This window comes from Micromonospora sp. NPDC049903, from assembly GCF_044460945.1.
Taxonomy (GTDB): Bacteria; Actinomycetota; Actinomycetes; order Mycobacteriales; family Micromonosporaceae; genus Micromonospora.
Genome location: NZ_JBITKL010000001.1, coordinates 228,626 through 243,334 on the forward strand (window position 1 = coordinate 228,626; position 14,709 = coordinate 243,334).

Consider the following 14,709-nt stretch of genomic DNA (forward strand, 5'->3'; position numbering starts at 1 on the left):
GACCATCAACCCAACAGCTGAGAGATCTATCTGGCCACACTTCCGAAAGGTCTGCTTCTCGACCCCCCTGGCGACCCGGACTGTCGTGCACCCTCAGGCGAGCACGGCGGCCAGGAGTCGGTCGAGGGCCGAGTGCGCCTGTTCGCGCGCTGCCGAGGCGTCGTCGTGTCGCGCGATCCAGAGCGCGGCTTCGTTCATCGCCCCGGACAACTGCGCCGTCAACGCGTCGAGGAGTCCGTCCGGCACGCCCACCGCACCGAGAGCCTCACTCAGGTGAGCGGCGGAGTGCTCCGCGTCGAGCAGGCGCCAGTGCTCCCACCCCAGCACGGCCGGGCCGTCGACGAGCAGGATGCGGACGACGGGCGGGGCGGTGATCGCGTCGAGGAACGCATGCGAGCCGGCCCGCAGTCGCTCACCGGGATCGCCACCGGCCCGGCCGGCCGCCTCCACCACGCCGGCGGCCACGTGCGCCTGGAGCTGCGCCACGGCGGCCCGGAACAGCCCCGGCTTGTTCCGGTAGTGGTGATAGACCGCGCCCCGCGTCACTCCTGCGGATCGCGCGACGTCATCGAGCGTGACGTCGGCGAACCCCTCGGCGGCGAAGAGGTCGATCGCCGAATCGAGGACCTGCTGGGCGGTCCGGGCGGCGGCAGCCGCAGTGGCGCGAGGCATGGATCTTCCTTTACGTACGCAGAGTATGTATAGTGAACGGCGATACATGCACAGTGTACGTAAAGGAGCGCTCGATGACCGTCACCAGTTTCTACCCGGTCCTGACGTCACAGGACGTGGCCGCCGCAGCCGGCTTCTACCGGCGCACGCTCGGCTTCGAGTCGACCTACGAGTCCGACTGGTACGTCAGCCTGCGCCTGGGCACGTTCGAGCTGGCGATCCTCGCCCACGATCACCCCACCATCCCCGACGGATACCGGAAGCTGCCGCGCGGGGTGATCGTCAACCTCGAGGTCGACGACGTCGACGCGGTCCATGCCCGGTTGACCGACGAGGCCGGATTGACGCCGGTGCTGGCGATCCGCGACGAGGACTTCGGGCAGCGGCACTTCATCGTCGCCGCACCCGACGGGGTGCTGTTGGACGTGATCCAACCGATCCCACCCCGGGGCGAATACCAGGACGCCTACCGCCAGACGTGACCCGGACGGCTCCAATCCCCGCAGCCCGGTGCCGGCGTGTTCCGGGTGACACACTGATGCCCCCGCCCAACCGGGCGGGGGCATTCACGAGGAAAACCACCGGTTCGCACATGGTGCGTTCGGTGGAGCCGAGGGGACTCGAACCCCTGACCCCCACACTGCCAGTGTGGTGCGCTACCAGCTGCGCCACGGCCCCTTGCTGTCGCACCCGGTCGCCCGGGCACTGGGAGAACTATACACACGCTCGCCGGCATGGTCATCTCGCGGGGGTCCCCCGCGAGACGGCATCGCGGCCCTCAGTTCAGTGCCACGTCCGGCGGGAAGTGCGCGACCGCGGCCATCATGCCGCCTTGCCGTCGCAGCACCATCGGCCACAGGTCGTCCGGGCGGTCGACGAACGCGTCGCCGGGCAACGCGTCCAGCACGAACCAGGAGCCGTCCTCGATCTCCTGCTCCAACTGTCCCGCGCCCCAGCCCGCGTATCCGGCGAAGACCCGGATGCTCTCCACGCTCTCCCGCAGCCGCTGCGGGTCGACCGAGAGGTCGAGGGTGCCGACCGCTCCGGAGACCTGGTGGAAGCCCTTGAGCCGACGGACCGGCTGCCGCATCCGGGCGAGGCAGATCGCCGAGTCGGGCTGCACCGGGCCACCCTCGAACAACACCGCCGGATGGCGGGCCAGGTCGCCCCAGTCGCGCAGCACGTCGGCCACCGCCACCTCGGTCGCCCGGTTGAGCACCACGCCGAGCGCGCCGCCGGGTTCGTGCGCGACCAGCAACACGACTGTGCGGTCGAAGTTCGGGTCCTTCAGCGCCGGCGTCGCCACCATCAGCTTGCCCGCCATCGACTCCGTCGCCCGTCCGCCGATCGCCTGCCCCTCTCCCTGCATCACCGCACCCGTCAACCGTGTACCGGACGGCGGAAGCGATCACACATCGGGACGGTGGTCCCGATCGGCACCATCCCCGCTGTCTTTGCCATGCCTGGCACCATAGCCTGCGTCCACGGCGGTCGCGAAGGTCTGATCGTCGGGTGATCGACACCGGTGCCGACCGGTTGCGGCGAAACCGGGCCGAGCGCCGGGTCGGCGAGCGGAACGGGCCGCCGAGCAGATGCGAAAAGCCCTGGACAACCTGGTCGCCCGGATAGATTCGAAGACGATGGCAACGGTCCGGGACACCACCTACGAGCTGCTCCGCGCCCTCGGCATGACCACCGTCTTCGGCAATCCCGGTTCCACCGAGGAGCCCTTCCTCCAGGACTTCCCCGCCGACTTCCACTACGTGCTGGCCCTTCAGGAGGCGTCGGCGGTGGGCATGGCCGACGGGTACGCACAGGCCACCGGCGGCCCCGCCCACGTCAACCTGCACACCGCGCCGGGCACCGGCAACGCCATGGGCAACATCGTCACCGCCTGGCACAACCGCACCCCGCTGATCGTCACCGCCGGCCAGCAGACCCGCGAGATGCTGCTGCTCGAACCCCGGCTCGCCGCCCGGCACCCCACCGAGCTGCCCCAGCCGTACGTCAAGTGGGCCCACGAACCGGTCCGCGCGCAGGACGTACCGGCGGCGCTGATGCGCGCGTACGCCACCGCCGTCCAGCCGCCCGCCGGGCCGGTCTTCCTCTCCCTGCCGCTGGACGACTGGGCCCAGCCCGCGGACCCTCCGCCGCAGGCCCGGACGGTGGCCACCCGGTTCGCTCCCGACCCGCACCGGCTCGCCGAGTTCGCCACGGCGTTGGCCGGCAGCCGGTCACCGGCGATCGTGCTCGGCGCGGCGGTGGACCGCGCCGGAGCGTGGGAGCACGCGATCGCCCTGGCCGAGCGGCTGGCCGCCCCGGTCTGGACCGCGCCCGCACCGGAACGGACCGCCTTCCCCGAGGACCACCCGTACTTCCAGGGTGTACTGCCCTTCGCGATCGCCCCGCTGGCCGAGCGCCTCCGCGGCCACGACACGGTGCTGGTGGTCGGCGCCCCGGTGTTCCGCTACTACCCGCACATACCGGGCGAGACGCTGCCCGACGGCGTACGCCTGCTGCACGTCACCGACGACCCGGAGGAGGCGGCCCGGGCCCCGGTCGGTGACAGCCTGCTCGGCGACGCCGGGCTCGCCCTCGCCGCGCTGGCCGACCGGGTGCCGCCCGCCGACCGGCCCGCGCCGCCGGCCCGCGCCGAGTCCCCGGCGGTGGCGGACGGCGTCCCGCTCAGCGCCGACGCCCTCTTCGCCGCACTGGCCGCGCACTGGCCCGAGGACGGGGTGCTGGTGCAGGAGTCCCCGTCGAACCTGGCCGCGCTGCGGCGGCGGCTGCGGTTCACCCGACCCGGGTCGTACTTCACCATGGCCAGCGGCGGGCTCGGCTACGGGCTGCCGGCGGCGGTCGGCATCGCGCTGGCGCAACGCGACACCGGCCGACACCGACCAGTGGTCGCGGTGATCGGTGACGGCTCGTTCCACTACTCGGTGCAGGCGCTGTGGACCGCCGCCCAGCTGCGGCTGCCGCTGGCCGTCGTGGTGCCGGTGAACCAGCAGTACGCCATCCTCAAGGCGTTCGCCGACCTCAAGCAGACGCCCGGCGTACCCGGACTGGACCTGCCCGGGTTGGACATCGCCGCGATCGCGCGGGGCTACGGCTGCGCCGCCACCGTGGTCGACACCCCGGACGGCCTCGGCGCGGCCCTCGGCACCGCGCTGCGCGCCGACGGCCCGACCGTGCTGCCCGTCCCCATCCGCACCGACATCCCCCCGATCTTGTGAAAGGAGGGGTCCCCTACTAACGCCTCGTGCATAGCAGGGGACCCCTCCTTACATCTCAGCCGGCGGCGACGCGGAGCGGGGAACCGCTGAGCACGTCCAGGACGGGGCGCGCGCCCACCGGGGCCTTCAGCGTCACCTCGGCCGGGTGCAGGTTGAGCATCTCGTCGCAGCCCTCGGTCGGCGGCACGACCGTGCCGCCGACCACGATCACGTGGTCCTGTTCCCAGACCAGCGGAGTGATCTCGGTGTCGCAGCTGCCCACCCCGAGCCGGTAGCGCAGCGTCGTCCCCTCAACCGCCTCGATGTCCTGCGCGCCCACCAGGCCCGGTTCGGGCGTCTCGGACGGCGGCACCGGCGCGGGCGGGGTGGCGACCGCCTCGGGCGCGACCGCGACCCGGGCCACCACCGCGCCGATCTCCGGCACAGTGAACAGCCAGGCCGGCACCTGCGCCGCTCCCCGGGTGGTGTGCACCGGTGCGGTGCCCAGTTCGACCTTGGTGACGGTGAGCGCGACGCAGTCACCCTGCGGCCGGCTGCCGACCGCGCCGTCCGGTCCACCACCCGGCGCGGGCGCCGGTGGGATGGCGGGCTCCGTCGGCCCGGGGCAGGCGCCGGGGTCGCCCTGGCGCAGGTCGCGGTACGCCTGCGCCGCGCTGACCAGCGGCACCCGCGCCGTCCCGTCCGGGAAGCGTACGGTCCCCTCGGCCGGCCTGCGGTCGGGCAGGTCCACAGTGGCGCGGTACCACCCGGCCTGGAAGGCGGTCTTGGTCTGCGGGGTGAAGTCGGGTTCGCCGACGAGCACGGTGGGTTCCTGCAGGGGTACGTAGCGCGTGGTCCAGGCATCGTCGGGCTGCCACGCCTGCGCCACTGCCGCCGCCCGCTGCGTGAACGCCCCCTGTCGGTCCTCCGGGCCGCCCGAGGGGCCGGACGCGGCACCGGACTCGTCCGGCTCGGTGCCCACCGGGGCGCACCCGGCCACGATCATCATCAGGGGCAGGCCCAACAGGGCGACTGATCGGCGCATACCGGGTTCGACGGGTCAGCGCCCGACGGGGTTCCGCAACCGGGGCGGGAACGACTGCGCGCCCCGGTCGTGATGACCGGGGCGCGTAGTACGGGGGTGGAGGTGCCGGGAATCGAACCCGGGTCCTTCGCTGCCTTGTCAGGGCTTCTCCGAGCGCAGCTCGCTGTGCCTCTACTCGGCCCCTCCGATCACGCGAGCGAGTCGGTGTGACGGGCCCAGTCGCTGATTGATCTCGCCGCACGGACCCCGCGACCGGGTCCGGTTGGCCAGCCTTCTAGCTGATGCCGGCTATCTGGGTCGAAGGCGCTCCCAGGCCGACAGACTCACTACTCGCCTCAGGCGGCGAGAGCGAAGTCAGCGCGATTGTTCTTGGCGCTTATTGGTTTCCGACGAACGATTCTCGAGACGACGTCGGCTTCCTCGGCTCGCTTCCCCTGCCGCAACACACGAAGTCGAAACCAGTCACCCCCTCGACGTGCCGCCGGACTCCGGCGACTCCGACAAGCCTAACGCCTGCCGCAACCGGATTCATCCCGAGCCCGGGTCGACCGACCAGGAACCGGATGATCCGGACAAATCAGCTATCCATTCCTTTACCACGCCGACCGACGGCCCGCGCGATCTCCCGGTCCGCGTCCCGCTTGGCGAGGTCCTGGCGCTTGTCGTACGCCTTCTTGCCCTTGGCGAGGCCGATCTCCACCTTGGCCCAGCCGTCGGAGAAGTAGACCTGCAACGGCACCAGGGTCAGACCGCTCTCCCGGATCTTGCCGATCAGCCGGTCGATCTCCAGCCGCTTGAGCAGCAGCTTGCGGGTCCGCCGGGGCTCGTGGTTGGTCCAGGTTCCCTGGGCGTACTCGGGGATGTGCATGCCGTGCAGGTACATCTCGCCGTCGCGTTCCTGGGCGAACGCGTCGACCAGCGACGCCCGCCCGGCCCGCAGCGACTTCACCTCGGTCCCGGTCAACGCCATGCCCGCCTCGTACGTGTCGAGGATGGCGTAGTCGTGCCGGGCCTTCTTGTTGGAGGCGACGACCTTGCGCCCCTTTTCCCGTGGCATCGGCGGCCCCCTCTCTCGTCAACGCCCCCGACCGGCGACGCGGCCCGCCGCAGAGCGGAGATCATGCTACCCGAACGACAAGGGCCCGCCCGCGCCGTTTATTCCGACGCCGACGGGCCCTGCCGAGGCTGGCCTTAGACCCGCAGGTAGAAGCGCAGGGTGACCCAGGCGGTGACCGCGCTGATCAGACCACCGACACCGGCCATCACCGGGAAGGTCAGCAGGATCTCGCCCCAACTCACCGGCGCGAAGAGTCCCTGGAGAGCACTGAGCGCGCCGTCGAACAGGAACACCTTCAACGCGACCAGCGCCCCGAGGCCGAGGACCGAGCCGATCAGACCCGCGACCACCGCCTCCAGCACGAACGGTGCCTGGATGAACCAGTTGGAGGCACCGACCAGCTTCATGACCGCGACCTCACGCCGCTTGCTGTACGCCGCCACCTGGATCGTGTTGGCCACGAGCAGCAGTGCCGCCACGGCCATCGCGATGGCGGCGACGAGTGCGATGTTCTGCCCGGCGGTGAAGAGGTTGAAGATCTTGTCGAGCACCTGACTCTGGTCGACGACCTGGTCGACGCCCGCGGTTCCGGTGTACTGGTCGGCGATGGTCCGGTACTGCTCCGGGTCCACCAGCCTCAGCCGGTACGACTCGGGAAGCTGGTCGGCCTTGACCGCGCTGAGCAGGTCCGGCGAGTCGCGGAACATCTCCTGGAAACGCTGGAACGCCTCGTCCTTGTTGACGTAGGTGACCTGCGAGATCAGCGGGTCGGCGTCCAACTGGCCGGCGATCGCGGTCCGCTGCTCGTCGGTGACGTCGGCCTCGAGGAAGATCGAGACCTCGATGTTCTCGAAGTACAACTGCTTCATGTCGGCGACCTTGGTGTAGATCAGGCCGCTGGCGCCGAGCATGGTCAGCGAGACCCCCATCGTGATGATCATCGCGATGGTCATGGTCACGTTGCGCCACAGTCCGACCAGTACCTCGGACAGGACGTATTTCATCCGCATCGGGATTTCCTCCGGCTCTCCGGCGTGAGGTGTTCGTCGTCAGATCGGGGTGCGGTGGGTTGCGCTCGTCACCCGTAGACGCCGCGGGCCTGGTCGCGAACGATGCGCCCACTCTCGATCTCGATGACGCGGCGCCGCATCTGGTTCACGATGTTGGAGTCGTGCGTGACCATCACGACGGTCGTGCCGGTGCGGTTGATCCGGTCCAGCAGGCGCATGATCTCGATGGAGGTGTCCGGGTCCAGGTTTCCGGTCGGCTCGTCCGCCAGCAGGATCAGCGGGCGGTTCACGAACGCCCGCGCGACCGCCACACGCTGCTGCTCACCACCGGAGAGCTCGTGCGGGTAGCGGTGCTCCTTGCCGCCGAGGCCGACCAGTTCCAGAACCTCCGGCACGACCCGGCGGGCCACCGCCTTGGTCTTGCCGATCACCTCGAGCGCGAAGGCCACGTTCTCGTACGCGGTGCGGTTCGGCAGCAGTCGGAAGTCCTGGAAGACGCAGCCGATCGAGCGGCGGAAGTGCGGGCGCTTCCAGGACCGCATCGACGTGACGTCCTTGCCGTTCACCACGACACGGCCCTTGTTGGGGGCAACCTCGTGCAGCAGCATCTTGATGATCGTGGACTTGCCGGAGCCGGATGGGCCGATGAAGAAGACGAACTCGCCCTTGTCGATCGACACGGACACGTTGTCGAGCGAAGGCCGCGACGCCTTCGGGTACGTCTTCGTCACTTGCTCAAGCTGAATCACGGGTGGTGAGTCTACGCGGTGTAACTGTTGTGCCAAGTCCCACGCCCCGCCGTTGCGGGCCATGTCATCTAATCAGCACGTCAGGTGGAGATCGATGCTGCAGTCCGCCCACGATCGGTCACGCACTGTCGCCAGCCAGTTGCTGCTGCTTACGCCAGCGGATGCCCGCCTCGATGAAGGAGTCCAGCTCACCGTCGAAGACCGAGCTCGGGTTGCCGGTCTCCTGCTCGGTACGCAGATCCTTCACCATCTGATAAGGGTGCAGAACGTACGAGCGCATCTGGTCGCCCCAGGAGCCCGCCGCGTCGGTCTTCAGGCCCTGGAGCTTGGCCTGCTCCTCCTGGCGCTTACGCTCCAACAGTCGAGCCTGGAGCACCCGCAACGCCGAGGCCTTGTTCTGTAGCTGCGACTTCTCGTTCTGGCAGGTCACCACGATGCCGGTCGGGATGTGCGTGATCCGCACCGCGGAGTCGGTGGTGTTGACGCTCTGTCCACCCGGTCCGGACGACCGGTAGACGTCGATCCGCATCTCGTTCTCGGGGATGTCGATGTGGTCGGTCTGCTCCACCACCGGCAGCACCTCGACCCCGGCGAAGCTGGTCTGCCGCCGGCCCTGGTTGTCGAAGGGGCTGATCCGCACCAGCCGGTGGGTGCCGGACTCCACGCTGAGCGTGCCGTACGCGTAGGGCACCTTCACCGTGAAGGTGGCCGACTTGAGGCCCGCCTCCTCGGCGTAGGAGGTCTCGTAGACCTCCGTCGGGTAGCCGTGCCGCTCGGCCCAGCGCAGGTACATCCGCAGCAGCATCTCGGCGAAGTCCGCCGCGTCCACACCACCGGCGCCGGCGCGGATGGCCACCAGCGCCTCCCGGGAGTCGTACTCGCCGGAGAGCAGGGTGCGGACCTCCATCTCCTGGATGGCCTTGCCCAGCCCGGCGATCTCCGTCTCGACCTCGGTGAGCACCCCGGAGTCGGACTCGGCCTCGGCGAGCTCCAGCAGCACGTTCGCGTCGTCGATCCGCGCGCGCAGGCTGCCGAGCTTCTCGATCTCCCCGTTGACGTAGGAGAGCTGGGAGGTCACCTGCTGCGCCCGGGCCTGGTCGTCCCACAGGTCCGGGGCGGACGCCTCCTGCTCCAGGCGGGCCTTGTCCGCACGCAGGCGATCGAGGTCGAGCACCGCCTCGATGTTGCGCAGGGTGGCGTCGAGGTCCTTGAGCTGTTCGGCGTAGTCGGCAGCGGTCACGACAGACAAGACTACTGCTCGGGCGAGGAGTGAGCTTGCGAGCCCCGCAGTCCCGAGCCAAATACCTCCCGCTCGGGCGAGGAGTGAGCTTGCGAGCCCCGCAGTCCCGAGCCAAATACCTCCCGCTCGGGCGAGGAGTGAGCTTGCGAGCTCCGCAGTCCCGAGCCAAATACCTCCCGCTCGGGCGAGGAGACCGGAGGCCGGCGCGTGCGCGCGGTCAGCCGACGGGGGCGCTCTTGAGCCAGCTCAGAGCGGCCTTGTGGTACGCCACGGCGAACTCCAACGCGCTGGCGTCGAAGTTGTCGCCTTCCTTCTTGGCGCTCTTGACCTGCTCACGAACCCGGGCCAGGGCCTCGGTGTGGTACTCGTTGGCCGCTGCCTGGAGGTTCTTGAGCTGGCTCGACGAGTGCAACTGCCCGAAGGCGATGCGCAGGGCGATTGGGTTGCGGATGGTGTCCCGCCCGGGGTCCTCCGCGAGCCAGCGGGAGAATGTCCGCTTGCCGGAGGCCGTGATCGCGTACGGTTGACTCATCCGCGGCCCGGGTTTGCCCAGCCGGACGAAACCCCGCTCGGCCAGCACCGGCAACTCCCGGTAGACCTGGCTGCGGGTCATCGACCAGTACGGCGCCAGTCGGCGCTCGGCGGCGGCCATCAACTGGCCACCTGTCATGGGGCCCTCGTGGAGCAGCCCGAGTAGGGCCGCCGCCGTGGGGTTGACTCCGGATTCCGCCATGCCGCTTACGCTGCCACTTTGCTGAGCCGGCGTCCAGGATTTCACCGTTTCGCCACCCATTGGGGTTTCCTATGTGCACTGTCGGCGCACGACGGTCCCCCATAGCCGCCCCCACCTGCACCGTTCCGACCCTCCCCGCCCCCGGCGACCGGCCGAACGTTAGGAAGGGTCCCCTCCTATGCACGAGGCGTTAGGAGGGGACCCTTCCTTACATGTCTCAGCCCATGTGGGGGTAGGTGTGGTCGGTCGGCGGGACGAAGGTCTCCTTGATCGTCCGGGGCGACGTCCAGCGGACCAGGTTGTGCCAGGAGCCCGCCTTGTCGTTGGTGCCGCTGGCCCGGGCACCGCCGAAGGGCTGCTGCCCGACCACCGCGCCAGTCGGCTTGTCGTTGACATAGAAGTTGCCGGCCGCGTACCGCATCCGCTCGGCCACCGCCTCGACCACCCGGCGGTCGGTGGCGAAGACCGCCCCGGTCAGGGCGTACGGGGCGATCGACTCGGCCTGGGTGACCACGTCGTCGAAGCGGGCGTCGTCGAAGACGTGCACGCCGAGGATCGGGCCGAAGTACTCGGTGGTGAAGGTCTCGTGGGCGGGATCGCCGCACTCGAAGATCGTCGGGCGGACGAACCAGCCGACCGAGTCGTCGGCGGTACCGCCCGCGACGACCCGGCAACTGTCGTCGCCGGAGATCAGGTCCAGCGCGGCGGTGTGCCGGGTGAACGCCTTGTCGTCGATGACCGCGCCGCCGAAGTTGCGGAAGTCGGTGACGTCGCCGTAGGCCAGCCCGTCCGCGGTGGCGGCCAGCCGGTCGCGCAGGCCACCCTCCCAGATCGACCGCGGCACGTACGCCCGGGAGGCGGCCGAGCACTTCTGGCCCTGGTACTCGAAGGCGCCCCGGATCAGCGCGGTGTGCAGGGCGTCGACGTCGGCGCTGGTGTGCGCCACCACGAAGTCCTTGCCGCCGGTCTCACCGACCAGCCTCGGGTAGCCGCGGTAGGTGGCGATGTTCTCCCCGACCGTGCGCCACAGGTGCTGGAACACCTTCGTGGAGCCGGTGAAGTGGATGCCGGCCAGGTCGGGGTCGGCCAGCACCACGTCGGAGACCTCCTCGCCCCGACCGGTGACCATGTTGATCACGCCGGGCGGCAGCCCGGCCGCCTCGAAGAGCCGCATGGTGAAGTGCGCCGCGAACTGCTGCGTCGGGCCCGGCTTCCAGACCACCGTGTTGCCGAGCAGGGCCGGCGCCGAGGGCAGGTTCCCGGCGATCGCGGTGAAGTTGAACGGGGTGACCGCGTAGACGAAGCCCTCCAGCGGCCGGTGGTCGAACCGGTTCCACACCCCGGGTGAGGACATCGGCTGCTCGGCCAGCAGCTTGCGGGCGAAGTGCACGTTGAACCGCAGGAAGTCGATGAACTCGCAGGCCGCGTCGATCTCGGCCTGCACGGCGGTCTTCGACTGACCGAGCATGGTGGCCGCGTTGAGCGTGTCGCGCCACGGACCGGAGAGCAGCTCGGCGGCGCGGAGGAAGACCGCCGCGCGCTCCTCGAAGGGCAGGGCGCGCCAGCCGGGCGCAGCCTCCTTGGCCGCCGTGACGGCGGCCCGCGCGTCGTCCCGGGTGGCGTGCCCGGTCACCCCGAGCACGTGCGCGTGCCGGTGCGGCTGCACCACGTCGATCGCCTCGCCGCCGGCCATCCGCTGCGTGCCCGCGATGGTCATCGGCAGGTCGATCCGCTCGGCGGCCAGTTCGGTGAGCCGCCGCTGGAGCCGTTCCCGTTCGGTGCTGCCCGGCTCGTAGGCGCGTACCGGCTCGTTGTGTGGCTCGGGTACGGAGAACACGGCGTCCATCAGGGCTCCTGGCGATCTCGACGGCAGTGGCGAAACCGTCCCGCGGTGGCGGGGTGCGGTGACGAAACCGTCCCACGGTGGCGGGACCTCGGCCAATCCTCCCACGCCCACCGCCCGTCGATCACATCCCGACCGCCGGATGGCCGTCGATCGCGAGGCATCTTCACTCTCCCGACATGGATTCGTACCCGGATGGGGCGTACAGCCGAAGGAAAGCAGGTTGCGCAGGTGGCGCTCGGGGTTCGGGCCAGCATCCGGGCGGGACGCGTACGCTGGGTTGCCGGTGACGTACCCGGGCCAGGTCGTCGGGCCCGGCGGTGAAGGGGAGACGATGAGCGACCAGCCCGGCGGTTCGACCGCTGCGCAGCCCGATCGGGCCGAGACCGGCGACCCGGCGGCCACCGGCACCCTCGCCGGTCGGCCCCTGCGCGCCCCGGGCTCCCCGGTGCTGGCGCTGCTGGCGATGGGCTGGCTGGCCGCCATGCTCTGGTCCACCCGGGAGGCGATCAGTTCGGCCACCGCCGGCGTCACCGCGGTCAGCCTGTCGGCGTTCGCGCTCCCCGGGGTGATCTCGGCCGCCCTGGTGGCCGGTGCCGCGGTCGGGCTGGCCGCCGCCGAGCCGGCGACCCGCCACCGGGACCGGGTGACCCTGCGATTCGCGGTGGCGGTCGGAGCCGGCCTGCTGGTCGGGATCGCCGCCGCACTCGTGATCGACCAGACCTACGTCGGCAACACCACCACCCGCACGATCGCGAGCACCACGGCCGCCGCGGCGGTCATCGGTGGCGCGCTGGCGGGTGCGCGCAACGGCGCGGTCGTCGGCGCGGTCGCCTCCGCCACGCTCGGCACGCTGCTGTTCGTGGTCGCCTTCAGCGCGGCCCGGGACCCGCTGTTCAACCTGTTCGGCGCGGGCGACAGCCAGCAGTCGCTGATCGACGCGGCCGCCTGGGTCTCCCGGACCGAGTCGCTGCTCGCCGGGCTGATCGCCGGCGCCCTGGCCTTCGGCTATCTCGCCTGGGCCCGGCGGCGGGCCGCCCGGGTCGACCAGGCGGTCACCGGGCCGCGCTGGCCGGCGTACCTCGTCGCCGGGGCCGGCCCCGGGCTCCTGCTGCTGCTCGCCGAGGTGATCATCCGCATCGGCGGGCGCTCGTTGATCGACCTGGCCGCCGCGCTCAGCGAGGCGGACGCGGTGGCGCAGACCTCGCTCGGCACCTCCCGGGTGGACAACGGCATCTGGGTGCTGTTCGTCGGCGCGCTGACCGCGCTGGTCGCGTTCGGCCGCACGCTCGGCCCGGCCTCGGACGACGACGAGCCGGGAAGCGACACCGAGGCCACCGCCGCCGACGGATCGACCACCGCCGGCCGCTGAGAGCCGCGCCGGCTCAGCTCTCGTCGGCGGTCGCGCGCAGCAGCACTTCCAGTTCGCTCGGGTCGTACCACTCGAGTTCGTGGTCCTCGGCGCTGTCGACGGTGAACTGCGCGTCCGGGTCACCGGCCAGCGCCTCCGCCACCACCTGCGCGGCGGCGGCGACGTCCGTGGCGGCGTCAGCGCCGTCCACGTGGATGGCCGCCACCGCGGCGGCCGGCACCACGCCACCCACCTCGACCACGCTGGACCCGAGTTCGCCGTCACCGCGCCCGACCGCCCGTGCGGGCAGGTCCGCCGAGACCACCACCCGGCGACGCGGGGCGGCGGGGTCGTGACGGATCAGTTGCAGGGCGTCCTGGGCGGCCCGGGTGAAGGCGACGTACTCCAACTCCTCCTCGTCGCCCTCGGCGTACCACTCGCGCAGCATCGGCGTCACCGCGTGCGCCTGCGCCACCCCGAGGCCGTCCTCGGAGAGCCTGGCCAGCATCGGTACGGTCGCCGGCACGTAGACCCGCACTAGCTCGTCGGTCACCGGTGGTCTCCCCCGCTCTCGTGAACCGGCCCCCGCCGGTCTCGCCGTACGCCCAGACCGTCATACACCCCGGACCCGCTCCGGTGGAAGTTTCGCGCCGGTCGGGTGTGTCCGAGTCGCCGCGCCGACGCACGGCGCAGCGGCTGGGCTGGACCAGGTAGACAATGGCAAACTGAGGCAAACGACGCCAACCCGGGGAGTCTCCGTGGAGCCGAGGTTCCTGCTCCTGTCCGACGTGGCCACCGAGCTGAACGTGTCGGACTCGCAGGTCTACCACATGGTACGCAGCGGCGAGCTACCCGCCATCAAGATCGGCGGCCGGGGCCAGTGGCGCGTCGAGCGCGCCCGGCTGGAGGAGTACATCCAGCGCAAGTACGCGGAGACCGCCGAGTGGATCCGGGGCAACCCGCTCACCGACCGCGACCCCGAGTAGCCACCCGATTCCGCCGCGCCATTGACCGACCCTGATCCATGTCCGAAGATGGAGTCTGTCGAAGGTAAACGAAGGTAAACGCAATCAAAGACCGCTGACATCCCCGAGGCGAGGCGCAGTGCGATGACCGACCTCCGGCGACCCGGGCCGTCCCGTCCTCCCGTGCGGCTACGGCCCGCCCCCGCGTTCGACCCGCCGTTCCTGGACGAGGACGCCACCGGCTGGCCCGTCCCGGTGCACGGCCAGCTCGCTCTCGACCTCTTCGCCGATGCCGCGCCGTGGTCCGTCCGGCGCGAACCCGACCGGCCGCCCACCCGACGCCCCGTCCTCGGCACCGTGCCACGGGTCGGCGAACCCGGGCCGCACACCCATCCGGCACCGTCCGGGCCGGGGGCCGACCGCTCCCGACGACTGCCGCCCGACGCCCTGGTCACCGCCACACCGGCGGCCACCCGGGTGGCACACCGCTTCGTGGCGACCTGCCTGGAGGTGTTCAACGGCTTCCGGCCGCCGGTGCAGTTGCGGCGTCACCTCGATCCGGCCCGCGCCGCCCACCTGCTGCCCGAGTTGGCCAGGGCCGCCGCCCGAGGCGCACCGGCCCCGGCCCGCCGCAGGTCCACCCGTCCCGGGCTCCGGCTGCGTCGACTGCGTGTCTGCGAGCCGCGTCCGGCCGCCATCGAGGTCGCCGTGGTGCTCACCGCGGCCGCCGGCCGCACCTGGGCGATGGCGCTCCGCCTGGAACACCGGCGCGGCACCTGGCTCTGCACCGACCTCCGCGTCCTCTGAGCGCCCTCGGTCGGAGCACTAA

General features: G+C 70.9%; 15 protein-coding genes, 1 tRNA gene and 1 other RNA gene. 5 read left to right on the top strand and 12 right to left on the bottom strand.

What is annotated here, in order from left to right:
• Positions 1-93: 93 nt before the first annotated feature.
• Positions 94-672, bottom strand: a complete 579-nt coding sequence (locus ACIBO1_RS01035; protein ID WP_396740434.1) for a TetR family transcriptional regulator — start codon at positions 670-672, stop codon at positions 94-96.
• Positions 673-746: 74 nt separating this feature from the next.
• Here ACIBO1_RS01035 and ACIBO1_RS01040 point away from each other — a divergent pair, with 74 nt between their 5' ends.
• Positions 747-1,154: a VOC family protein gene (locus tag ACIBO1_RS01040; protein ID WP_396740436.1), complete on the top strand. Its 408-nt coding sequence runs from the start codon at positions 747-749 to the stop codon at positions 1,152-1,154.
• 123 nt (positions 1,155-1,277) lie between these two features.
• Here ACIBO1_RS01040 and ACIBO1_RS01045 read toward each other — a convergent pair.
• Both ACIBO1_RS01045 and ACIBO1_RS01050 read right to left on the bottom strand, forming a co-directional pair.
• Positions 1,278-1,350: transfer RNA gene (locus ACIBO1_RS01045), tRNA-Ala, on the bottom strand.
• Between the two features lie 100 nt (positions 1,351-1,450).
• Positions 1,451-2,041: a YqgE/AlgH family protein gene (locus ACIBO1_RS01050; protein WP_131053527.1), complete on the bottom strand. Its 591-nt coding sequence runs from the start codon at positions 2,039-2,041 to the stop codon at positions 1,451-1,453.
• A 271-nt stretch (positions 2,042-2,312) separates the two neighbouring features.
• Between ACIBO1_RS01050 and mdlC the strand changes: the two genes are divergently transcribed.
• Positions 2,313-3,908, top strand: a complete 1,596-nt coding sequence (mdlC, locus tag ACIBO1_RS01055; protein ID WP_396740437.1) for a benzoylformate decarboxylase — start codon at positions 2,313-2,315, stop codon at positions 3,906-3,908.
• Between the two features lie 55 nt (positions 3,909-3,963).
• Here mdlC and ACIBO1_RS01060 read toward each other — a convergent pair whose 3' ends face one another.
• The 8 genes from ACIBO1_RS01060 to pruA form a co-directional block, all read right to left on the bottom strand.
• A complete protein-coding gene (locus ACIBO1_RS01060) occupies positions 3,964-4,932 on the bottom strand; it encodes a hypothetical protein (RefSeq protein WP_396740439.1) in 969 nt (322 codons plus the stop codon).
• A 94-nt stretch (positions 4,933-5,026) separates the two neighbouring features.
• Positions 5,027-5,402: a transfer-messenger RNA gene (ssrA, locus tag ACIBO1_RS01065) on the bottom strand.
• Positions 5,403-5,509: 107 nt separating this feature from the next.
• The gene (gene smpB / locus ACIBO1_RS01070) at positions 5,510-5,989 is read right to left on the bottom strand and encodes an SsrA-binding protein SmpB (protein ID WP_350698875.1); all 480 of its coding nucleotides are present in this window, start codon (positions 5,987-5,989) and stop codon (positions 5,510-5,512) included.
• Positions 5,990-6,123: 134 nt separating this feature from the next.
• Positions 6,124-6,999: a permease-like cell division protein FtsX gene (gene ftsX, locus ACIBO1_RS01075; protein ID WP_396740441.1), complete on the bottom strand. Its 876-nt coding sequence runs from the start codon at positions 6,997-6,999 to the stop codon at positions 6,124-6,126.
• Between the two features lie 68 nt (positions 7,000-7,067).
• Complete coding sequence (gene ftsE, locus ACIBO1_RS01080) at positions 7,068-7,748, bottom strand: cell division ATP-binding protein FtsE (RefSeq protein ID WP_117229384.1); 681 nt, start codon at positions 7,746-7,748, stop codon at positions 7,068-7,070.
• Positions 7,749-7,866: 118 nt separating this feature from the next.
• A complete protein-coding gene (gene prfB / locus ACIBO1_RS01085; RefSeq protein ID WP_350698871.1) occupies positions 7,867-8,988 on the bottom strand; it encodes a peptide chain release factor 2 in 1,122 nt (373 codons plus the stop codon).
• Positions 8,989-9,205: 217 nt separating this feature from the next.
• On the bottom strand, positions 9,206-9,721 hold the full coding sequence (locus ACIBO1_RS01090) for a PadR family transcriptional regulator (protein WP_350698870.1): 516 nt from the start codon (positions 9,719-9,721) through the stop codon (positions 9,206-9,208).
• Between the two features lie 217 nt (positions 9,722-9,938).
• The gene (gene pruA, locus ACIBO1_RS01095) at positions 9,939-11,567 is read right to left on the bottom strand and encodes an L-glutamate gamma-semialdehyde dehydrogenase (protein ID WP_396740444.1); all 1,629 of its coding nucleotides are present in this window, start codon (positions 11,565-11,567) and stop codon (positions 9,939-9,941) included.
• A gap of 331 nt (positions 11,568-11,898) precedes the next feature.
• On the opposite strand from pruA, the gene ACIBO1_RS01100 reads away from it, so the two are divergent.
• The gene (locus tag ACIBO1_RS01100) at positions 11,899-12,936 is read left to right on the top strand and encodes a hypothetical protein (RefSeq protein WP_396740446.1); all 1,038 of its coding nucleotides are present in this window, start codon (positions 11,899-11,901) and stop codon (positions 12,934-12,936) included.
• A 13-nt stretch (positions 12,937-12,949) separates the two neighbouring features.
• Here the strand turns inward: ACIBO1_RS01100 and ACIBO1_RS01105 are convergent, their stop codons facing one another.
• On the bottom strand, positions 12,950-13,468 hold the full coding sequence (locus ACIBO1_RS01105; RefSeq protein ID WP_396740447.1) for a DUF6912 family protein: 519 nt from the start codon (positions 13,466-13,468) through the stop codon (positions 12,950-12,952).
• A 205-nt stretch (positions 13,469-13,673) separates the two neighbouring features.
• On the opposite strand from ACIBO1_RS01105, the gene ACIBO1_RS01110 reads away from it, so the two are divergent.
• Positions 13,674-13,901, top strand: a complete 228-nt coding sequence (locus ACIBO1_RS01110) for a helix-turn-helix domain-containing protein (protein WP_396740449.1) — start codon at positions 13,674-13,676, stop codon at positions 13,899-13,901.
• Between the two features lie 123 nt (positions 13,902-14,024).
• Complete coding sequence (locus ACIBO1_RS01115; RefSeq protein ID WP_396740451.1) at positions 14,025-14,687, top strand: Rv3235 family protein; 663 nt, start codon at positions 14,025-14,027, stop codon at positions 14,685-14,687.
• Positions 14,688-14,709: the final 22 nt, after the last annotated feature.